Origin of the sequence: Lysinibacillus sp. FJAT-14745 (assembly GCF_001275675.1) — a bacterium.
Lineage (GTDB): Bacteria > Bacillota > Bacilli > Bacillales_A > Planococcaceae > Lysinibacillus.
On record NZ_LITM01000008.1, the window covers coordinates 96,393 to 120,878 of the forward strand.

Consider the following 24,486-nt stretch of genomic DNA (forward strand, 5'->3'; position numbering starts at 1 on the left):
TCGCTTTTCTTCTATAGTAAAATGTAAAATTATTGAATTGATAGAAAATCAACCACAAGTTATGGTGATGAGCCAAATGAATTGTAATACTGGAATGTACATCTACTATAGAGAAATTAATATAACAAAACGCCCTTTTCCGATTTTATAAGGATAAGGGCGTTTATTAATTGAATTATTAAACTGCTAATCTATAAGAATACAGCTTGGAGTTGCTTTAATTTCTCTTTAGCTTCCTCCATTGTCTCTCCAACCACTCCAAAATAGAACTTACATTTTGGTTCTGTACCTGATGGGCGAATGGCTACCCAAGATGTATCCTCTAGAACGAATTTTAATACATTTTCCTTTGGCAATAAAATGGATTCTGTTGTACCATTATCTAAAATTGTAGATCCAGTTAAATAATCCTCAAAACGTTTTACTTTAAGACCAGCTATAGAGTCAGGTACATTCTGTCGAATTTTACCTAATATCGACTTCATTTCATCTTGACCATTCTTTCCTTCAAACACCTGTGATACTAAAGCCTCTTGGTAATAACCATACTGAAGATATAAATTTTGCAGTCCATCTAATAATGTCTGTCCATTCTTTGCATAGAAAGCAGCCATCTCCGCTACTTTTAACGCAACTTGTACAGCATCCTTATCACGGACAAAAGTTTCAATTAAGTAGCCATAGCTTTCTTCATAGCCAAATAAATAAGAAAAGGCACCCGTTTTTTCGTACTCAGCAATTTTTTCAGCGATATATTTGAAGCCTGTCAACGTATTCTCTGTTGTTACACCAAACTGTTTGGCAATCATTGCTCCTAGTTCAGACGTGACAATAGTTTTTAACATTACTCCATTGTCTGGTAATGTACCTTTTGATTTTCTTGTTGACAGTAAATAATGTAATAATAGTGCTCCCAGCTGATTTCCCGTTAATAGCTCATAGCCCTCACCATTCTTCACGGCCACACCTAAACGGTCAGCATCAGGATCTGTTGCCAATAATAAATCTGCGCCTACTTTCTTCCCTAGTTCCATTGCTAATGCAAAAGCAGCAGGCTCCTCTGGATTCGGATAGGAAACCGTTGGGAAATTTCCATCTTGTACAGCTTGTTCGTTCACAATATGTATGTGCTGAAAACCAAAAGCCTGTAGTCCATCACTAACTGGTACTAAGCCAGCACCATGTAATGGCGTATAAACAAGCTTCATATCTAGAGCAATATCATCATTGTCCTTTAATGTTAAAAGATGATCTAAATATGCAGCATCCATATCACTTCCAAGCCAAGCTAAAATCTCATTCTGCTCAAGTTGCTCAAGTTCAGATACCTTAATAGCAAATAGATCCTCGATATTTTCCATATGTTCTACGATGTCATTCGCAAATTGAGGTGTTAGTTGTGCACCGTCCTCACCATACACCTTAAAACCATTATACTGTTTAGGATTATGACTTGCCGTTATGACAACACCCGCATAGGCGTGTAACTCACGCACCGTAAACGATAACTGCGGTGTTGGTCTTGCTTCCTTATAAACATATGAACGAATACCATGAGTCCCTAATACACTTGCAGTCTCACAGGCAAATTCATAAGAGAAATGACGTGTATCATAAGCAATGACAACCCCTCGCTCTTTAGCGGCCTCGCCATTCGATTCAATATAGCGAGCAAGCCCTTCTACGACACGACGAATGGTATAAACGTTCATACGGTTAGTTCCAGCACCTAAAACACCACGCATTCCACCAGTACCAAAGGATACGTATTGATAAAAGCGATCTTCTATTAAACTATTATCCTTAGCAATAGATGCTAGTTCCTCTGCTAAATAATTTTGTAGATTCATCTCTATCCACTGATTATATAATTCACGAACATTAACCATTACTTTAACACCTTCTCTTCTTTCAACAACTCTAGCATTTTACGTTTATACGCTTCAACTCCAGGCTGATCAAATGGATTAACCTCTAGCAAACAGGCACTCATCGCACAAGCCTTCATAAAGAAATAAATTAAATAACCTAAGTGATACGCATCAAGCTTCGGTAATTCAAGCTGAATAACAGGTACCTTTCCCTCAGCATGCGCAAGTGCTGTTCCCTGTTTAGAAATAGCATTAATCTCATTAAAGGTGCGAGCCGATAAATAATTTAATCCATCCTCATTTCGAACATCAAACGGTACAGCTAAATCTCCCTCAATTTCATGGAAGTGTAACAATGTCTCAAACATTACACGACTTCCCTCTTGAATAAACTGCCCAATCGCATGTAAATCTGTTGAGAAATTCACCGTTGAAGGATAGAGTCCCTTATGCTCCTTCCCTTCACTTTCACCAAATAACTGCTTCCACCATTCATGGAATTTATTTAAACCTGGCTCAAAGGAAGCGAGCAATTCAATTGTAAAACCTTTCTCATAAAGCATATGGCGCATGACCGCATATTTATATGCATCGTTATGCTCTAAATCTGAATCTGCTAACTCCGTAGCTGCATGTCGCGCACCGTCCATTAAAGCACGAATATTAACTCCCGCTACAGCTACCGGTAGTAAACCTACAGGCGTTAACACGGAATAACGCCCACCAATATCATTTGGAATCACAAATTGGCGATAGCCAGCTTTATCAGCAATACCCTTCAATGTCCCTTTTTCAGCATCTGTAGTCACAATAATGCGCTCAATTGCCTTATCACCATAACGCTCTTCCATATATAAACGCATAACCCGAAATGCCAACGCAGGCTCCATCGTACCACCTGACTTTGAAATCACATTGACATACACTTGTTTTGTATCTAAATACTCGAGTAGTTCCTTAATATATGCACCGCTCATATTAAGACCAACGTAAACAACCTCAATACCACCATTTGCGAGACTAAAATAAGGCATTAAAGCCTCTTGAATCGCACGTGCTCCTAAAAATGATCCACCAACTCCGACAACGACAAGTACATCCGCACAAGCACGTACCTCACTCGCTACTCGTTCAATAGTATTAAGTAACGCCTCTTGATTTTGTAACGGAGAGTCCACCCACCCTGTTAATGGATAATATGGTAAAGCGTTATGAATCCTCTTTACGCGATCTTTATATCGTAATATATCACTATCGTCTAATGAACAATTCAGCAATGTCGTTTTAACAACTTCTGTCAGCACTATAGCATCCTCACTTCTTTAGGTAAAATTTGATATGTATATTATGACATATAGTATTTAGAATGAACAATTTCAATGTATGTTTCAATATTTAATGAATCTAAATAGATCCGTCTTGCACCTTAGAATATGTTTTTTTCGGTATTTGAATGACTTCTAAGGACTTCTACCGACATTAAATTAGAAGGTATGTCCCTATTTGAGACATACCTTCTAATTTAAATTTATGTAATACGCCAAGCACTTTGAAGTATCCTGCATATGAGTAACAACTGCATTGTATTAATCGCTTTGTACAAAAAAGTTTGTGCATCTACAGTCTAACGATACAAGGTGGTACAACAATTTCCTGAGTTATTTATTTCACCAATTCTTTGACAAACGATATCAATAAAGCCAACAACTAAAATAATTATTCAGTTTCTCCACTCAATTGTTTAGCTTTTTGTAAAATTAACGATTTAACACCTTCGCTTAAATCGTCACGCTCTAACGCAAAATCAATTGTGGTTTCGATGAAGCCTAATTGTTCCCCTACATCATATCGACGACCTTCAAATACATATGCAAAAACCTGTTGAATACCATTTAAAGATTCAATTGCATCAGTTAATTGAATTTCGCCACCCTTCCCTTTCTTCTTCTCTTCTAAGAAACGGAAAATTTCAGGTGTTAATACATAACGTCCAATAATCGCGTAATTCGAAGGTGCGTCCTCTAAAGTAGGTTTTTCAATAAATTGTGTAACTTGTAATAAACGACCGTCAGTATTGACAGGATCAATAATACCATAACGATGGACATCCTTATCTGGCACTTCTTGAACACCAATCACACTTGAAGAGGTTTTTTCATATTGATCCATTAATTGTTTTAAGCAAGGTTCTTTACTTTTAACAACATCATCGCCAAGTAACACTGCAAACGGCTCATCACCAATAAATTTACGAGCACACCAAATTGCATGTCCTAGTCCAAGTGGCTCCTTTTGACGGATGTAATGGATTTCCACCTCAGCAGATTCCTGAATCTTTTCAAGCATATCAAATTTACCTGTTTCTATTAAGTTCGTCTCCAGTTCAAATGAATTATCAAAATGATCCTCAATTGCACGTTTCCCTTTACCTGTAACAATAATAATATCTTCTATACCAGAGGCAATGGCTTCTTCTACTATATATTGAATTGTTGGCTTATCCACAATTGGTAGCATTTCTTTGGGCATTGCTTTTGTTGCAGGAAGGAAACGAGTGCCTAGCCCTGCTGCTGGAATAATAGCTTTTCGGATTTTTTTCATAATTTAAGTTTGACCTCTTATCTCTATTTCATCTTAATTCCTTCAGTTTTTAACACACTGAAGAATGTCATCCAGATTATTTTTATGTCTAGCATTACACTCTTATTATCAACATAGTATTGATCGTAATCAACTTTTTCCTTATCGGAAATAAAATCACGTCCCATCACCTGTGCATAGCCAGTTAAACCTGGCCTAACAGAGTTAACATTCACATTATTGCGCATTTCGATTAACTCGTATTGATTATATAAAGCAGGTCGTGGTCCAACTATAGACATATCGCCTTTAATAATATTTAAAAGTTGTGGAAGCTCATCTATGCTAGTTTTTCTAATAAATTTTCCGACAGGTGTAATATAACTAGTCGGGTCACCTAGATCTTCTGTTGAAACATCTGGAGTTTCTATGAACATTGATCGAAACTTATAAATTTCAAAATGTGTGCCATTTTTACCAACACGCTTTTGTGTAAATAATATTGGTCCTTTTGAAGTAATTTTAATGGCAATGCTAACAAAAACCATAGGAACAGCAAGAATAATTATTGCTATTAAGCTTAAAATAATATCTAATAATCGTTTCATTATTCCCTCTCAGTTATGGCAATTGCTTGCTCAAGATTAAACTTTTGATAAGAATTATCTTTATATAATGATAACTCTCTCTCATAATATAAATCTCCATATACTTTCTTATAGATCTTCTTATTCCCTATCAGCAACTTTAATATTTTTCCTACTAGTTTATTAAAATGAATAGACTTACCATACACTTTCGAAATTTCTCGTACCATTGAACTTGTATTTATATATTGTGGATCTTGTGGATGAAAAGTACCCGACTCTTTATTTTGAATTAACTGGAATATAAATTCATTTAAATTATTTATAAAAAGCATACTCCGTTTATTTTCTACTTTAGGGAAAATAAACGTTTTTCGACTTAATTTACTTAATAGTGAATAATTACCTGGACACTTAGGACCATATATCATTGGCGGTCGTACAATGCAAACTTTAAAATGTTCATCTTGTAATTCTAGTAATTTCTTTTCTGCAACTAACTTACTTTTTCCATAAAACGTTACAGGATTCGTCTTCGTTTGATAATTTATCTCTCCTTGTACATCACCATACACAGCCATTGTACTAAAAAAAATAAATTGCTTAACTCCTGTAGACTTTGCTTTCATTGCCAATTGATGAGTTAATTCAGTGTTTACTTGATAGTAAAGCTCCTCACTATTCGGTGTTTCTTTTTTATGGACAAGTGCGGCTAAGTGAATTAGAACATCAATCTCTTCTAAATTCAAATTATTTATCGCTCTATTTTGAACCGACTTTTGAAAAAGAGAACTGTCTATCAATTTTGAAGTTAAGTATGCTGACAAACTTTTAGCAATATAACCCGTTTCTCCTGTGACTAAAATATTCATCCTTTCACCTTCTAAAGATAGTGCTTCTTAACAGCATTCAACGCATAATTAACAAAATACCAAGAAGCTTTCAATCTATTAATATTTTCAGACTTTCTATATACAATCCACATCTTCTTCGCTACCTTGAGCTTATTACTTGAAGCAGAGTTTCCTACAATCCGATAGCTTGCCAAGACTTCTTGAAAGCAATACGCTTTATTATTATTTCTTAATATTTTTAACCATAAAGCAGTATCCTCAGGTTGCAAATTGGGCATTGTTGGCTTACCAAGTTGCTCAATATTTAGCATAACAGTTAAACAACCAATCGTTGTGTTTTTTAACAAACTTTTATAATCGATGACACTAGGACACGTTACAGTTTTATTAAGAGAATTACCCTTCTCATCAATCATTTTATAATTAGTGAAGGAAAAGACATAATTATTACTTTCCATAAACTTCACTTGTGCTTCAAGCTTATGTTGATCCCATAAATCATCACTATCTAGAAAGGCTAAGTACTTCCCATTTGAAGCTTGAATTCCAAAATTCCTAGCAGTAGCAGCTCCACTATTTTTCTCTAACTGATATATTTTGATTCGCTCATCTTTTTTACTAAAGGCAGTAATCATTTCCCAACTATTATCCTTTGAGCAATCGTCCACAATTATCAACTCAAAATGAGGATAGGTTTGATTTAAAACCGAATTAATCGTATCCTCAATAAAGCGTGAACTATTAAAAGAAGGCGTAATAATAGAAACTAAAGGATGATTCATATTGTGTCACCTTTTTTCGTAATAGATTTATAAATTTCTATTAATTTTCTTTTAGAGGTATCCCAGCTAAACGCTGGATAAATAGATTTTGCATTATTTCCTTTTAATATTAACTCTTCTTTACTAATAGATTTAATCACTTTGTTTAAGTTATACTCATCAAATCTCGTAATATATCCTATATCATACTTTTCAACGAATAAATCAATAGAAGTATTTTCAGCTACAATACAAGATTTTCCTAAGTATAATGCTTCATATAATTTATTAGGAGAAGCGATTTGATTATGCTGATAGCTTGGGTCATACACCATATAAATAACATCCATTTGGCTGGCTACAGATAAAATTTGTTCTAATTGTAGATAACCTAAGTAATGAATATTATCATAAGTATCTGCATACTCTACTATTTCTCCCTGTAATTCACCTTTACCAGCAAACCATAAAGAAACATTTTTTTGCTTTAATAATAATTCAATGCCTCTATCTTTACTAAGTGCACCATAATAAAAAATATTTAACTTGTCATCATTTACTTTCACTTCATAGTCCACTGTTTGTTGAGGTGGATCAATACTATTGTTAATAATTACTGTTTTATTTTGAAACTCTATTGGAATATTGAGAAGACGGTTTTCGTCAGGGATTATTACTACATTTGCATGCTTCATTATTCGTTCACTTAAATTTTTAATCATTGATCGAATAAACTTAGGAATAGGACTATGAAATGTCTCAACAAAATCAGCAATATCATAAATGACTTCAAACTTTAATTTTGGATTTAATACCTTAGCTATATAAACCGGCAACGCTAAATCGAAATCAATAGCATGCACAACCTTATATTGATGACCATTTTTAAAAAGAAATAGTATCACTTTTATAATAAATAGAATTTTGTTGAAAACTGTAATGATACCTTTTCCATACGGTGTATTTCCACAATAAATTGAGTGAACAGTAATTCCTTCTAAACGAAAGCTCTCCGTTGCATTTTGAATAATCTCAGCATTTTCTCCACGGTTCCAGTTTAATATATCTACATCATAGCCTGCTTCCTTTAAAGCCCTAGCAGCACGGGGCAAGCGATTTGCTATAAATGCACTGTTTTGTGCAAGTAGAATTTTGTTTTGTGTCATTGTTATATCTCCAACATTAGATTAAAACACATGAGATTTATACATGCTTAATCACAATTTATTTCTTTAATGCAAAAAATTTAACCATTAAAAATGTAACAGGCACTCCGAGTGCATCCGATATTGCGTAAACTTTATTTCTTTCAGATGGAAATAATGAATACTAGTATCCTTACAAACTGGATTAAAAATCAATATATTCCCTTTAATACTTTTATGTAATATAACCCATAAAAAAGCAAGTACTAAATTTTTTTCTGAAAAACTAACACTAAATTAAATTACCGACATTTCTTGTCCCATTCTCCAGTTATTTTCCTTCTTTCACCTTTTCAACGTATGAATAATCTCTTGTGCTTTTTCGTTCCACGTATTCATTATCGCTTCTTCCCTAAGTAATTTTAAGTACTTCTGATCATCTTCTAATAGTAACGCTTGATCAATTTGTCCAATAAATTCTTCATGTTCTTTAGCGATTAATACTGAACTATATTTCCTACATTCTTTCATATTTGTCGTAACAATTGGTTTTCCCATGGCCATATATTCAAATAATTTTACAGGTGACGTAGATTCTGTTACCTCATTGATTTTGAATGGTATTGTTGATACATCAAACCACTTAGAATAATCAGGTAAAATAGAGTAATCTATAGGACCTATAACAGTAATATTAGGTACTTTATCCAAATTATATTTAACTATACTTTTGTCATAATCCCAACCGATTAATAAGATTTCGTAATCTGGACGCTCAACTGCTAATTTTAATACTAGCTCATAATCAAACCACGATGCAAAAGCACCGAAATATCCAATAATCGGCCTCTTTTTCTCTACTAATTTTCTGATTTCTTTAGGAATATCATTATTTTTATTTTTATTAAAATGATTAAAATCTACACCATTTGTTACTAGTTTATAATTTTTGCTTCTATTAGATTCAACATCTGATAATAATTTATCTGCTGAAGCTATTACTACACAATTAGTGTCATCTTTTAATAATTTTTGATGATTTTTAAAAACATATTCAGGTATTTCTCCAGTAATGTCTTTATGTAGTTCATCTATATATTCATATAAAATCACATCATTATTTTTTATTGCTTTCTCATATATTTCACCAATATCTCTCATATCAGTTGAGTATAAATGAATAATTTTTTTATTCGGCAAACCCAATAAAATATCCTGTTGGTTTGTCAAATAGCAAGAATTTGCTATTTTTCTAAAACCATTCAAGTTGTCTTTAACAGGATTATTTGTACAGTAGAAATAAAGATAATTCGAATTAGCTAAATTTAAGGCTACATGATGCGGTCTTTGATATAGGGGTAAATTCCATGGAACTGGAGCTAAATACACTATAATTTCTTTATCTGAGTGTTCATTCAAAATAGTTTCTAATTGTTTTTGATTTTCTTTTTTACTTAATTGTCTTTTTACTTTATAAATCGCTGTTCCAATAACCTTATTTATTAATCCTTTAAATCCATGGTACTTAATATACCTAGCAATTTTATGAGTTAATTTCATAAGCTAGTTACCTCCAAATATTCCATGATGATACTTATATAAATTAAATATCCTCCTAATTTCTATAGAACTATTAGAAATCAGGAGGAGTTCTTTTGCTGGTTTGTTCTTAAGTAACATGAAAGCAATTATCAATTATGCTTCGGCGTAATTGCATCCAGATTTTCGAGCTGCTCGAAAACTCCTCTTTAAATCTTTGACATCCGCCAAAGGCTTTATCTTGATTCAGCGGAATTTTACACACCCGCTGAATAAAATGCAAAACAAACATTTATCTCTCTAGAGGAGTGAGCTTTCTGCTATACAAGATAAAATCAAATGAATTCATCCATTTGGTATTTATAATTTTTCATGCTATCGGATATTTTATTAGAAGCTATTAAATAGTCCCCAGCATCAAAAATATCTTCACTAAAATGTAAAAATTGCAGTCGACCGAAACTATTTTTCTCTCTGTTATTAATCATTTTCTTCATAAACACCATAATATTATGACCTTCAAGTAAGTATGCTTTAATTCGATCAAGAACACGTTCTAAATCTTTCTCATCATAAATATACAAATGGATAGTTTTATTTGATTTTAATTCAATCTCTGGGCTTGCTTCCTCGATAAAGTCCTTAACAATAGCAGACCATTTCTCACTCCATTGTTTTTTTGAGAATGTTTTAGAAACCTGAATAGCGTTTTCTTTAATAAATTGCAGCTTTTCTGGATTACTTAATAACTCTTCTATTGCCTTTTTCAGCGCACTACTATTAGGCTCAATTAAAATACCATTAAAATCATTGATTACCAAGTCTGTTAATCCGCCAATTCTCGTTAATATTACGGCATTTCCAGAAGACATTGCCTCTAGACATGATAAACTAGTTCCCTCACTATGCAAAGTAGGTACTAATGATATGTCAGCAATTTCGTATGCTTTATGCATCTCAGAAGGATCTAGAGAATACCATTTAATTCTATCTTTCCATTTTTCTATCTTTTGTTCAACATGCTTTGTATCTTCTTCAAACCCTTTTCCAACAAAATGGAAGTCTACATAAGGGAATTTTGTAAGAACCTCATCAATAATATCTAATACCATATATAATCCACGAGCTCCGTATAATCTTCTTGGATAGGAGATTACTATTCTATCACTCTCTTTTTTCACTGGTTTAAATATATTGGTATCAACATAGTTAGGTACATACTCCATAGTATTTCCTAGGTTAAAATCAATAGTTTGGAACCAGTTAGCGGTATTAGTATCTACAGATACCATTTTGTCAACTAAGGATGCCGATTCAATGATTCTTCTATCTTGTTCCCAGAAAGTCAAAGCTGATAGCCCGCTATTTTGCGGAGAATCCCATGCGATACCATGACTAATTCCTATACTAGGACTTGCTACATTTGGCCATGATTCAAAGAAAGCAGAATATACGTTTAATAACGATACAGCATTTTCTTCATCATAAAATACCTTATTATAATTTCTTACATTTTCAACTGATAGCTCTGTTATTTTTTCTGTTCCACGCGCCAAGGATCTAACTTCTATATTTTTGAATTTTCGTGTCCATGGGAATGTTCCATATTGATAAATAATTAATCTTCTATTTAATGAATTTACTACTTCGTTTAAATCAATTAAATATCTCTCTGCTCCACCTGAATAGAAGTTTTCTCCATCTAATCCTAAGAAAGTACCTGTCATAACTGATACATGATCTTCTATATTAAAGTTGGCATAAGCTTTTAAATTGCTTATATTCTCTAATACTTTTTGCTCTACAAGTTCAATACGGTTTTTCCATTGATGCTGAATAGCAAACTCTTCTGATGTCTGTTTTAATTTCTCCTTGTCAAGTAATAAAGCATCCTTAATGCTGTTTTCAAATTCCTCTAAATTATTTGCAATATATACACCATAATCGCTGGAGAATTTCTTCATTTCATGTATACCTGTAGTAACTACTGGTAAACTTAATGCCCTATATTCAAAGTATTTTACTGGAGATACACAATCCGTTAAGTCATTAATTTTAAAAGGAACAATACCAACATCAAAAGCAGACGCATAGTTCACTAATTTATTGTAATCAACTTTGCCTATTAATCGAATATTATCAAGTTTTTTAAAATCAATATTCGCGCCAATATGTCCAATTATTACAAATAGCCAATCTTTATTTCTTTCTGCTAATTGATTAATTAAATCTACTTCAAACCACTCTTCTATTGCCCCAAAATAACCGATTATTTTTCTATTTTTTATTCCTTGCAAAGTCGTACCTTTTTTACCTATTTCTTTTCCTTGAATAAAGTCCGCCAAATTACTAGCATTCGGTAAAATCACTGCATCTGCTCTTCGATTAACATATTTATATAATTTGTCAGCTGAATAAGTCACAATATCTGCCTGGTCAAGTGTCTGATAGTGTGCCTCTATTGTTTTTTCATCAGTATCCGCGAAGAATTCTAATTGATCTAATAAATCATACCAAAGCAATTTTTGTGGTAAAAAATCAATGAATGCTTTTTGGCCTTGCCAAGTACATAAAACAATACAGTACTTATTTCTAACAACAGATAATAATGCAGCATCATTATTTACAATAAATAAATTTTTCTCATATTCCTTTATAGTCAATTCACCATCGAATGGTGCACAGAAAAAACAAAGGTATCCTTTTTTCGCAAATTCTCTTAAAAATTGCTGAGGTCGTTGCATCGGTTCCCAATGAACTGCCTTTGGATATATAACTATCCCTTTAAATTTTCTGTTTTTTAATATTCCTTTAATTTGTTTCGCGTACTCATCATTCTGTTGATTTAAATAGTCTTTATAGTATGTATACTGCTGATTATACATAGACACAAAGCCGGAAACTCCTTCCTCAGTAGGGGTTGCCGGTGATACTATTAGATTATTATTCTTTTGTTCAATCATCGTTATTAATTGATCTAAGGGATGCTCGATTTTGTTTGTTGTAACATAATTTGCTCTAGATAGTTTCTTATAAAACCATTTTATAAACTCTTTTTTCTCTTTGGTACTACCTTTTACAAAATGGAAATTTGTACGCTTTAGTAAATTTACTAATTTAAAATATTTTGATCCATGTAACTCATATATTTTCTGTGATAAATTATTAAATAGTTGTTCATTTAACTGTAGCTGTTCATTCAGTTGCGATACTTGATGATCTTTTAAATTTAAATTTTCATAAATTCGTTGAAGTTCTTCTTCACTCGGATAATTGAATAATTTCTTTATTTCCTCAATATAACCATTTTCTACCTTTTCTAATAATTTATTATTTGTATCCATTAATAAATTTAATTTATTTTCTAATTCATTCTTGTTCGAAGCAGATTCATGTAGACTTTGTCTAGTCATTGCTAATTCAATAGACTGCGTTTGTTTTTCTTCTCTAACTCTGCTTAACTCAGCAAGTAAAGACATTACTACTTTATCTTCTTTATTTACATCAAATAAATCTAAGAAGTATACAATATTTTGCGGTAATAAAATATTTTGATCTAATAAATTGTTACATATGTTTATGAAGTAATTAGACCATTTATTTTCTGATACTTCATCTTTAATATTTACCTTATCTAAATAAGCATATTCCCTTTTTAATAATTGTGTACTTCTATTTTCTAAGGCCCACTGCTGTAAAAAATACTTGTCTGCACTTTTATCTAAAGCAAAGATCTCTTGTAGAATGTTTTCATATGTAGCTGTATTACTGTTTCTGCCAGAGAAATTTGAATTAGCAAGATGCTCTACATTATCTTGAGAAACGAAGCCTTTAATGCCATCATATCCTAGTAACAGAATAGGTCTATTTTGTGCCATTGTTTCTATTACAACACGCCCCATACCACAAACAAAGTATGAGTTTTCAATATAATCATTTACTTTCTCGCTATATCCAGCCATGCTTATATTAGTATCATTTTTGATAAACTCTTGTATATCTTCGTAAGATTCTCCATCCCCAACAATAATTAAAGATTTATTCATACCTTTTCCACTATTTTCACATTCTCTATAAAACTTTATAAATTCATAAATCCCTTGAACTTTATCTCTATCCAATCTAGAAATCAAACATATATTATTACTTTCATTATGGTGAACATTTAGTGTGTCACTTACTTCGATTACATTAGGTAATATAGTTATCTTTAAGTCTTTATTAGAATGTTTTATTAATTGCTTAGTCTCTTCTGAAACAGAATAAATCTTGTTTGCAAATGGTAGTACAACATCAAACATTAAATTTCTATAAACTTCTCCGTACCCCAAACTAAAATTTAATGGTCCATGTGCAGTATAGGAATAAGGTATATTTAAATCATTAGCAATTGCTGCTGTTACAATAGCTGTTACATACGGATGTATTTGAATATAGTTAATCTCATTTTTAATTATAAAATCTTTCAAGATATCATAATGATTTAATAAATCATTACCAATCGTACTAGAGAAGTTTTCTATAAGGAGACTTTTAGTTATATATTCATCAATTAAATTTGTATTTGAACTACTTGAAGTTGCTAAAAATATTTCACTCCCAATTTCCTTTAAAACTTTACAATGTGATAATATATGAGTTTCAAGCCCCCCCAAGGAAAAATTCTCTGTCACAATTAATATATTTTTCTTGGTCATTTTGCATACACACTTTCTATAATTTGTTTAATGTTAAACTTAATTACAGCTATACTTCGTTTATTGTTATGCTACTATTTAAATTCGCAATACCCGTCCCATTGATCGGTATTTCTTCCACTTTAAACAATAGATAATCAGATAATTTATCGAAGTAGATCATATCATTTTTTCCATCCTCTTTAGCTATTGCTACAGATATATGATATGTTCCAGATGTTAAACGTACCTTTTGATCAAATGAAATTGTATATTGTTTGTTTTTCTTAAAATCTATTTTCAAATTATGATATGACGTACTAGTACCATAAACCTCTATACCTTGTGTTGTTTTAATTCTGAGACCAATTAATACATCTTGCACATCTATGGAAGTATGAACAGTTAAAACAATTTTACTTGGTTCACCTGTATTAAACACATATACCTCTTCATCAACTTCATTTAACATCTTTACATCTTCAATAAATACATCTCTTTCAGGTTTTCTATAAGATTTCTGTAATGTATCTCCACCATCACTAATTACATTTTTTTCTGCACTTTCTTTTTCAGTATTTAAAGCCTGATAATGTGCATTTTCTTGAGAATATAAAAGCATATGGTATTGATCGATAATTTCCTTAGGCTCTCCCTCAGCTATCAAATTAGAGTTATCTAATAGATATGCATAATCACATAATTGTTCAACAACCCTCATGGAATGAGAAACAAAGAGAATAGTACAACCTTTTTCCTTTAAATCTTCTAAATAGTTATAGCATTTTCTTTGGAACTTCTCATCTCCAACGGACAATGCCTCATCAATTATCATGATATCTGGATCAACAAAGGCAGCTACTGAAAATGCTAGCCTTACAAACATACCACTTGAATATGTTTTTACAGGGCGATCTATAAATTCCCCGATTTCTGAAAACTCAAGTATAGAATCAAATTTCTCATCAATCTCTTTTCTGCCTAATCCTAAAATAGCACCATTTAAATATACATTCTCACGCCCTGTAAATTCTGGGTTAAATCCCGCTCCAAGCTCTAAAAGTGCAGAAATTCTTCCATTTATATTTACGTTTCCTAATGTCGGGTTTAGAGTACCAGTGATTATTTGTAATAGTGTACTTTTTCCAGATCCATTTCTTCCTACTATACCAACTGTCGCACCTTTTGGAATTTCTAAACTAACATTGTTTAGTGCTCTAAATTTACTTACTTTATTTTCATAAGACTTCGGTGCTAAGTTAAATAAAATTTTATGAATAGGCTTTTGATATATCTTGTATTCCTTGGTAACATTTTCAACTTTTATTACGATATCTTTATTGTTAAATGACATCTGCAAACCCTCGCTTTAGCTTACGGAATAACCAAATACTTAATAGCATAAAAATGTATCCGGATAATGTGAATATTAAAAATGAACCCCAGTTAGGAAATTCGCCAGCAAATATAGCTTTCCTATACCCTTCTACCACATAAGTTAGTGGGTTTAAATTCATTATCGGATGCATAAACTCAGGTACAAGCGAAATAGGGTAAAAAATAGGTGTCACATAAAACAGAATATTTAATAGTACTCCCACTGTATAAGCCAAATCACGAATATATACACCAATAGATGCAACAATATAAGCAAAACCTAAAGAGAATAAGCTTATTGGAAGTAAATAAATTAACGATATAAATACCCACATGAAATTCCAGTCTGAAACAAATATCGCAATCCCTACTACTAATACCACTATATTAAAGAATGCATTAATTAACGAAGATAATAATGTAGTTAGTGGAAGAATATCTAATGGGAAAATCACTTTTTTTACATAATTCACATTGGAAAGAATAATTGTAGTTGATCTACTAACTGTTTCATTGAAAATATTATAAATTATTAGCCCTGAGAAAATAATCATCGCAAATTCAAATTTGTTATCACTTTGCTCAATTCCCCACCTAGCCTTAAAGACTACAGAAAATATAAAAGTATATACCGCTAACATTACTAGCGGCGTAATAAAAGACCAAATTCCCCCAAGGAAGGATCCCTTATATTTAAGTTCAAATTCTCTCTTTGTTAACTGCTTAATTAAGTTTCGATGTTCTCTAATTAAGTTCAACAATATATACTCTCCCTTTCATTACAATCAAAAATAATAGCATTCGAATGTTTGTAGGGAGATTCCTAATTACTTACCATTCTAGCTGTATTTTTAGATTCTACATTATTTAAAATTGTTTGAAGAAGCCGTTCAAGTTCTTCTTCACAATATATCAAGTTATTCTGTAATTTATTTCTAATCTCACTAATATACTGTTCATTAGTAAAAGCATTAATTTTTGGATGTACTTTACTATACTTTTCTTCAAATTCATAAAATAATTCTTCGTGTAGTTTTTCCCCCTCACGAATGCCTGTATAAGTTATTTCAATTTCATCCTCGGAAAACCCTGATAAATTTATTAGTTGCTTTGCTAAATCAACAATTTTTACGGGTTCCCCCATATCTAGTACGAAAGTTTCTCCACCTTTTGAAGAACTTGCAGCTTGAATTACCAATTGGGCAGCTTCAGGGATTGTCATAAAGTAGCGCGACATTTCAGGGTGTGTTACCGTAACAGGACCACCATTTCTGATTTGCTCTTTAAACAATGGAACAACGCTACCACTACTACCAAGTACATTTCCAAAACGTACAGATGAATAATTCGTAAAGCTATTATTGTTTTTTTCATTCACAATTAACTCAGCAATTCTTTTCGACATCCCCATAATATTTGAAGGACTAACAGCTTTATCAGTTGAAATTAATACAAAACTGCTTACACTTACTTTATCTGCAGCATCTATTACATTTTTTGTACCAAGAATATTTGTTGATACAGCTGAATGAATATTTTCTTCCATTAAAGGTACGTGTTTATATGCTGCAGCATGGAAAATAATATTTGGCTGATGTTTTTCCATCATCAACTGCACTCGTTCGCGATTTTCCACACTAAAAATTTCTGCTTTAAGTTGAGTACATCCTTTTATTTTTTCCATTTCACGCAAAATTTGATAAATATTATACTCGCTATGATCTAACAGGATGAGTATACTTGGTTCGTATTTTATAATTTGTCTACAAAGTTCAGAACCTATTGATCCACCAGCACCTGTAACTAGGATTTTTTTCCCTTTTATTTTTTTAGAAATAGAGTCATTATCTAATACAACTGAATCTCTTCCAAGTAAGTCTTCAATAGATACATTTCTAAACTTACTATAACTTAATTTTCCAGTTGCGAACTCACTATATTTCGGTATAATTTGGACATCTTCACACACTCTTTTAGATTTTTGAATGATTTTCTGTAGTTGCTCTCCCTTAAGGCTGGGTATTGCGATGATAATATGTTTAATATTATAATGCTCAACAACTGATTCTAACTCCCTTAAATCCCCAACTACCGGTATACCATTTATCTCTAAATTTTTTAATTTAGGATTATCGTCTAAAAAAACAACTGGATTTAAGATGCTGTCTATTTTCTGTAATTCTATTGAAATACTTCTACCTGAAACTCCGGCTCCTAATATAAGAGTAGCCTTCCTCTTTAAAGGACTTTTAAGAATTGCATCATCTTTCCTTAATTGCAGATATCTCCAAAGCATTCTAATTCCACACAAGAATACAAGATGTAAAATTAACGTTAAAAAAAGTCCTCTTTCATATAAATCTCTAAAGATAATGAGCTGTGATGCAGCAGTTATTAATATTGATAATATTATCACTTTACATAGACTAATTAATTCATCTATATTTGCATACTTCCAAATTCTTTGATATAAGTGGAAATAGAAGCATAGCGCATGGTGGCTTATTAATAATATAATAGAACTCAATCCTAGCATCCAATCGATAACAGGATTAAATGGATTTAAGAAAAAATGAGCTAAAAAAATAGAAACTAAAACAATAAAAGAGTCAATGGTTAATAATGAAACCATCCTAAACCTGTAATTCAATTATGTTCACCTCATTAGATGACAAAATATAGTTAAAATAATTACAGCTCTAGTTTTAAAGAGCTGCAACCAAATTGTTTAATCAATTGTCCACCTTTTTTTCATTGTTAAAGGTCATAGCAATCAATATACCTCCTAAAGTCCACATGACTGAGGAAACTCCAGGTAAACTGTCATTAAATAATGCTTGGAATAAATATGCGGCCCATGCTACCCCTATTACCCAAATAGTAGAATTATTATTTTGGAGTGCAACCTTTAAAGAACTAGATAAGGACATGATTAATAAAATTACAAAAATTAACAATCCGATAATTCCCGTTCCATATCCCCATCCCACATACATGCTATGAGTTTTATCAGTAAGGGTCTTTTCATCCCATATACCAGCACGTGCGTCAATGTTAAAATGTGGAAAGTTATACATAAAGGTATCTAAGCCATAGCCAATGAAAGGTCTTTCTTTAACTAACTCAAATGCTTTTCCCCAAATATACACACGTCCAGTACCTGCGCTTACACCTCTCTCAGGTAATACAGGGAGCTCAAACTTATCTTTAGCATAAGCTTTCGTCATAAGATTAAATTCAACATTGCTCTTTATACCTGTAGTTGGTATTGATTCTTCATCTTCGTAAGGATTTGATTTAACAACAAAACCAATTGACTCTGTCCAAACTCGAGCATCTTTACTTGCTAACACATGAAAAACAGGTGCAGACAATACTAAAAATGCTGCTATCATTGCAAAGCTTTGCTTTTTCTTTTCAGCTCTAAACGCGATAAACAGTATAACAAGTGACATTACACAAACTGTTAAAAAACCACTTGTTGAAATAGACATCAGCATTACAGCTATAGACATCACAGCAACAACTAAATGTCCAATAGCACGTCCAATATGTTTCTCTAAAATGGCAGCTGTTAAGAACATCACTGTCATTATTGCAAACATTCCACTCATATAGTTCCATTGGTTCAATGTACCTACCAAAGTCGAGCCTTCACCAATGTTTGCGCCTTCAGGTAAAAACGACATTACTATTTTCTTTACCGCTGCCTTTTGCAATAGATCATTTCCATAAAAGTTCATTGCAATAATTATTAAGTTAATAATTACAAAAGGGTATAAAGAATATAAAATGTAGTTTAATACTTTCTTAGGATAATCAATATTCATTGCAATAAAAAATAATGCTAAATAACAAATCCAGCTAATTGCACCATCCGCAAGATTATACAGACCATGTAATGCAATAGAAATGTTCGGAGAAAAGATAGTTGATAGAACAATCGCTACTGCGCATGCACCTACAGCATAGTTCAATTTAGTTTTGCGAATTTCACCATTCATAAATAATATTTTCGCCAAAAACAATAGACTAGCTAGGAAAGTAATTACTAATAAAACTAACGCCTTATACTGTGTAAATAAATCACCTTTTACACCACTTGATAAGTTTTCTATATTAGAAATAAGAGGAGATTGTACCTCTGTTACGCTTGCCATAACGATTAATGGTATAAAGCCAATAGCAATAAGAAGTAACCTGAAAATCCATTTGTCTGCGGATTTTTGTGATTTTAAATCTTCTTCTAAATCACGATAAGTTACTTTTTCGTAGAACTTACTCATTTCTTTAGTCCTTCCTTTATTGTGAATTTTCAATTTGTGTTAGTAGTGTGGCAACATGCTCTTGATAATTTGGTATCTCCTCTGGTGCCCAGCCTGATTCCTGGCAGCGTTGAAGTACAATTTTTGCATCTTCATATCTTTCAGAAACTACAAATATCTCACCTAACTGAATCATAAATACTGGATCCTCTACCTTATAAGGATTTAAATCCAATGTTTTTTGCATATAGTTTGCTCCCTGTTTTACATCACCTTTATTAACAGCAATAATACCGGCTAAATAATTTGCAATTTCAGAGTTAGGCTCTGCCTTTAACACTTTAGAAATGGCTTCCCTTGCATCTTCATAATTACCATCCTTTTGTAATTGAAGTGCCTGGTTATATAGATTCTCATTCGTTTCAAAAGTTTTGTCCTGTTTACTAGCCATAACATTTGCCACGATTAGACCAATAACGACAAACGCTACAACTCCAGACAAAATATATTTCCTAACTGGTTCAGTAAATGTCATACCATTCTACCTTTCTAAGCTTTCGTCATTTTTTCACATATGGTTATTATACTATAAATTAGCATCTTCATGTTATATTTCCAAGGGAAACATGACCAAACTTAGATTTCTATTTTTCTTAGAGTGACTTGGAGCTAGCTAAAAAACTATGTCGGTAATATTAAGTCTGTAAATTGTTAAATAATATGTGTATAAACCTCTAAAGTTATGTACATTTTTACTAAAATATAAAGATACTATTCTTAATATGTAAAAAACTTTGTAATTATATAATTCATTATTTATTCTTTTATGTCCCTAAAAATAAAAATCCTATAACTCCACTATGATTCAAGAAATTCTAATCATGACCATAGTAGCTTTTAATCTTTTAGTAAAAAAAGAGCTTTGTGGTTTCCCACAAAGCTCTTTTTATTTTAACTAAAAATTAGTTATTATTTTTTAGCTTCAACTTTAATGCTAGAAGTAGGATTTACTTCTTTGTCAGAAAGTTTAGATTTTATAGAAGAACCATTATTTAACTTGATACCAGTAATTGTAGTACCTGCAGCAATTGCATTTTCAAGTTCTACTACAACTGTTGTATTAGATACGCTTACTACTTTAACTGTAGCAGTCGAACCTGTAGTCACTTGTAAAAGATCACCAGCTTTTACGCTAACTGCCGCTGAGAATGTAAACGTAATTTGTTGATTTACTGCAGCAGCATCTTTTTTACCATAAACAGTTCTTTCAGGTGCGTTACCTACTTTATAAGTAAAGCTATCAGTATCTTTACCTGTTAATTTAATATCTTTTGTATTAATAGCAGTAGCTTTTACACCTTTAACAGCAGCATCTTTATTGATTTTAGTTACTAAATCATCTACATCTTTATATAAATCTGTATCTGTTTCGTAAGCATTAGCACTAAAGTTGTAAGTTTTGCCATTGATTGTAACAGCTTCGCGTTCAACGACAATTGTAGCTGTTGCAGCTGTTGTAGCAACTGTACCTTCTGCATTTTTAGTAATTTGAGCATCCGTTAATCTTAAAGCATCTAAAGTGTTTACTTGTTTAGAATCACTTGATTCTTTATAGATTCGGATAGATTTCTTACCATCTTTATCTTCAGTGTATGTTACTTGTACACCTTTATCATAAGCTTTAATAATATTTACAAATGTTTCAACACCATGAATTTCAGTACCGTATAAATTGAAGAATTTAACATCCTTTAATTCAATTGGATCTTTACCTTTAACTACGATATATTTATCGTTAATTTCAACTACATCACCTGTACTTTGATTACCAACATCTGATAATGAAGTGAATGTTGCAGTTGCTTCTTTTGAAGTGAATGCATAGTCTTTGTTATCAGTGTTAAGTGCAATACCATTTGCAGTAACTTTTACTGATGTAGATTTCCCATCAACTGCTACTACTTTTAATTCAGGATTTGAACCTTCATAAGTTACAGTAAGGTTACGGTTTGGTGAAACAATTTCGTTTCCAACTTTTACATCATTAGCACCTGTGTTGAAGATTGTGTAAGTAACTTTTTTGATGCTAGTATTAGGCATTTTCTTGTTACTTTGGTTCACTAATTCAGCACGGAATGTAGCGATTTCGTTACCTTTGAACTCTTTTACAGCTTTATTACTAGCATTGTATGCTTTAATTGATGCACCATCAAGGAATTCATTTTGGAAGTAAGAGATTGGAGCAGTAGCTTTTGGCTCACCTTCATCTAGTCTACCTTGTTTAGCATTTGAAGTATTAATATCAATCCAAGCTACTGGAGTTGCATAATCGTTTTCTTTGTCAGAACCAATAACAAATGTTGCTTCACCTTTATCATTTGTTTTAACAGAGATTTGCTTCGCATTATTTTTACCATCAGCAGCATTGTTTGGATAGTAAGATTGTTTATCATCTTCATCAACTTCGATGAATTTAGCATCAGTGTTTGTGCTAATTACACGGTCTAAATCTTCGTTGAACGCTACGTTCACGATTTCATTTTTAGCTATTTTACCGTCTTTATCTTTAACAATGACTTTGTATTCACGGCCATTTTCTTTATAACGAGCTGCTACTTCGCCACCTTCACGAGTCATTTCGATCGTGTATTTAGCTTGTAGTGCACCGAACGTTACTTTAGAAGCTGTTGTTTGTAAAGCAGATGCTTTATAAACTTCAGCTTTTTCACCAGTTGTAGTATTAGGAGCAAATACTACTGGAGTTACAGCTGTGTTTGCACCTGAAACCGTGAATGTAGCTTCACCTTTAGAGTCAGTTGTGATTTTAGCAGCAGCTAAACCTGTATTGTTGCTTAATTGTAGTGCAGCAACACCGTTAACAGTTGCGTTCTTTACTTTATCAGAAGTAACGTTCATGTTTTCCATGAAGCCTACTTGGAATGTTTTGTTTGATTCTGGTAGCCCAGTTTTAGGATTCTTGTAAGTAACTTTGTAAGTTTTATCAGCGCCATTGTTCACTGTATCACCAGTAGTTACTTCTTGAACTGATAGGATTGTGTCTACTCCCCAGAACACATAACCAAGAGAGAATTTAGAACGATCACCAGTTGCATAAGCAGTTACTTCATCAGTACCGTCTTTGTAACGAGTGTAAGAATAAGAAGCTACACCGTTTTCATCAGTTACTGCTTCACCAGTTAATGTTGGTGTTACACCATCATTGCTGTTACCTGGTACGTAGAAAGTTACAGGGATACCAGCTTTAGATTGACCTTCAGCTACAGTAACTTGTGCTTTTACAGTTACTTGTTGACCAAGTTTACCTTGGAATGCAGGAGCTACTAACTCAACTTTAGTTGGATTTACAGCTGATACACCTTTGAATTTACCGATTTCTTCAGCGTTAAGAGATACAGTGTACTCTTTGTCAGCTGTTTGAGCAGCAGTAGTTAAAACAACAACTTTTTTGTTTGTTTGTTTTACAGCCGCGTTTTTAACTTCTAGACCTTTGATTTCGAAGTTAAGAGCTTGTACGTTTTCAACTTCTTTGTCAAATGTTACTTCAACAGTTGTGTTGTTGATAGCTTTTACAGAAGCTTTTGCAGGTGTTGTTACTTCCATGTTGATTGTACGGTCTAAGAATGAAGCGAATTGACCACGAGTAATAGTGTTAGTTGGGTTGAATGCTTTACCTGGTAGGTTAGCTGCATTTGTTAACTCAGCATACTCTAAAGCAGTGATTGCTTCGCGTTCTTGAGCACTGAAAGCTTTGTCTAAGTCAGAGATTTCGCTCTTGAATTTAGCTGCTTTGTACTCTTTTACTAAATCTACTTCATAGATTTCGTTGATAGCACGAACTAAAACAGATGCCATTTGTTGACGTTGCATATTTTGTGTGAAGTTTAAGTTGCCGTTTGAACCATTGAATACGCCTGCATCTTTAACAAGTGCTGCATATTGTACTAATTCTTTTTCAGCTGTTAATGGAAGATCGCTGAAACGTTGTTTTGTATTCCAGTCAGTTGGAATATCAAATCCTTCAGTTTCTAACCAGCGACCTAATAATTTAACTACTTGACCACGGTTAACGTCTTGGTTTGGTTTGAATGTGCCGTCAGCGTATCCATTGATGATACCTTTATCAGCTAAAGAGTTAATCGCTGCCTCATGTGTGTTGCCTTTTACGTCTGTGAATCCTGCTGCAGAAGCCACTGGTACGATAGCAGATGCTACTAATGTAGCTGTAGCAGCTGTTGCTACGAATTTTTTGTATTTCTTTGGTTGGTTAGCCATAGAAAAATTTCCTCCTCTAAGTTCATAAAATATGTCTCTACTACAAATACATAGAAATGCAGTAAATAAACAACTACACATAAAAGTATAGTTGTATCCCTAAAAGTTGTCAATCATATTTTGGGAAAGTTTCTAATTCATTTCCGGAAAAACATGGGCATACAACTCTCTTTTACCATTGTCATCTATTTTAGATGATTTTTCAAGTGATATTACACATCTTTTCCAACAATAATTTGGAACTCAAACCTTAAATGTTCAATGTTCTTACAAAAAATAAACAATTATATATTTCTATCCCATTTTAGTTAGTGTGAAAATTGGTAATTCTTTTTGGTTCTATGGAAATTGGAAGAGGTGTAATATTTGAAGATATTCCGGTGAATATACTGTGGGATCTTTGGATAATGCATCTCTGTTTTAAGGTGGCAGAATTATATTTTTATATACGAAAAAAGCTCAAGCATATAAATGCTTGAGCTTTTTTCGCTTGGGCTACCAACCGTTGTTTCCTTGCAGGGAATTCTATTTATTTCAT

Annotated in this window: 15 protein-coding genes; all 15 read right to left on the reverse strand. The window is 32.5% G+C overall.

Going from position 1 to position 24,486, the window contains the following annotated elements:
• Positions 1–191: 191 nt before the first annotated feature.
• A complete protein-coding gene (locus tag AMS59_RS14210) occupies positions 192–1,889 on the reverse strand; it encodes a phospho-sugar mutase (protein WP_053484402.1) in 1,698 nt (565 codons plus the stop codon).
• Positions 1,889–3,175, reverse strand: a complete 1,287-nt coding sequence (locus AMS59_RS14215) for a glucose-6-phosphate isomerase (protein WP_053484403.1) — start codon at positions 3,173–3,175, stop codon at positions 1,889–1,891. The genes AMS59_RS14210 and AMS59_RS14215 overlap by 1 nt, the downstream gene beginning before the upstream one ends.
• 412 nt (positions 3,176–3,587) lie before the next feature.
• A complete protein-coding gene (gene galU / locus AMS59_RS14220; RefSeq protein ID WP_053484404.1) occupies positions 3,588–4,472 on the reverse strand; it encodes a UTP--glucose-1-phosphate uridylyltransferase GalU in 885 nt (294 codons plus the stop codon).
• 23 nt (positions 4,473–4,495) lie between these two features.
• Positions 4,496–5,059: a sugar transferase gene (locus AMS59_RS14225; protein ID WP_053484405.1), complete on the reverse strand. Its 564-nt coding sequence runs from the start codon at positions 5,057–5,059 to the stop codon at positions 4,496–4,498.
• Positions 5,059–5,910, reverse strand: a complete 852-nt coding sequence (locus AMS59_RS14230) for an NAD-dependent epimerase/dehydratase family protein (RefSeq protein ID WP_053484406.1) — start codon at positions 5,908–5,910, stop codon at positions 5,059–5,061. The genes AMS59_RS14225 and AMS59_RS14230 overlap by 1 nt, the downstream gene beginning before the upstream one ends.
• A gap of 11 nt (positions 5,911–5,921) precedes the next feature.
• Positions 5,922–6,674, reverse strand: coding sequence for a glycosyltransferase family 2 protein (locus AMS59_RS14235; RefSeq protein ID WP_053484407.1), 753 nt, complete (start codon positions 6,672–6,674; stop codon positions 5,922–5,924).
• Positions 6,671–7,819 carry a hypothetical protein gene (locus AMS59_RS14240; protein ID WP_053484408.1) on the reverse strand — a complete coding sequence of 383 codons (1,149 nt, stop codon included), beginning with the start codon at positions 7,817–7,819 and terminating at the stop codon, positions 6,671–6,673. The genes AMS59_RS14235 and AMS59_RS14240 overlap by 4 nt, the downstream gene beginning before the upstream one ends.
• Positions 7,820–8,143: 324 nt before the next feature.
• The gene (locus tag AMS59_RS14245; RefSeq protein ID WP_053484409.1) at positions 8,144–9,358 is read right to left on the reverse strand and encodes a glycosyltransferase; all 1,215 of its coding nucleotides are present in this window, start codon (positions 9,356–9,358) and stop codon (positions 8,144–8,146) included.
• Between the two features lie 314 nt (positions 9,359–9,672).
• Positions 9,673–14,034 carry a glycosyltransferase gene (locus tag AMS59_RS14250; protein WP_053484410.1) on the reverse strand — a complete coding sequence of 1,454 codons (4,362 nt, stop codon included), beginning with the start codon at positions 14,032–14,034 and terminating at the stop codon, positions 9,673–9,675.
• Positions 14,035–14,083: 49 nt separating this feature from the next.
• The gene (locus AMS59_RS14255; protein ID WP_053484411.1) at positions 14,084–15,367 is read right to left on the reverse strand and encodes an ABC transporter ATP-binding protein; all 1,284 of its coding nucleotides are present in this window, start codon (positions 15,365–15,367) and stop codon (positions 14,084–14,086) included.
• Positions 15,357–16,151 carry an ABC transporter permease gene (locus AMS59_RS14260; RefSeq protein WP_234007796.1) on the reverse strand — a complete coding sequence of 265 codons (795 nt, stop codon included), beginning with the start codon at positions 16,149–16,151 and terminating at the stop codon, positions 15,357–15,359. The genes AMS59_RS14255 and AMS59_RS14260 overlap by 11 nt, the downstream gene beginning before the upstream one ends.
• A 62-nt stretch (positions 16,152–16,213) precedes the next feature.
• On the reverse strand, positions 16,214–18,040 hold the full coding sequence (locus AMS59_RS14265; protein WP_082337519.1) for a nucleoside-diphosphate sugar epimerase/dehydratase: 1,827 nt from the start codon (positions 18,038–18,040) through the stop codon (positions 16,214–16,216).
• An 82-nt stretch (positions 18,041–18,122) separates the two neighbouring features.
• The gene (locus AMS59_RS14270; RefSeq protein ID WP_053484414.1) at positions 18,123–19,676 is read right to left on the reverse strand and encodes an O-antigen ligase; all 1,554 of its coding nucleotides are present in this window, start codon (positions 19,674–19,676) and stop codon (positions 18,123–18,125) included.
• A 16-nt stretch (positions 19,677–19,692) separates the two neighbouring features.
• Complete coding sequence (locus AMS59_RS14275; RefSeq protein WP_053484415.1) at positions 19,693–20,190, reverse strand: M48 family metallopeptidase; 498 nt, start codon at positions 20,188–20,190, stop codon at positions 19,693–19,695.
• A gap of 434 nt (positions 20,191–20,624) precedes the next feature.
• Positions 20,625–23,948 (reverse strand): S-layer homology domain-containing protein, encoded by a 3,324-nt coding sequence (locus AMS59_RS14280; protein WP_053484416.1) that lies wholly within the window; start codon positions 23,946–23,948, stop codon positions 20,625–20,627.
• Positions 23,949–24,486: the final 538 nt, after the last annotated feature.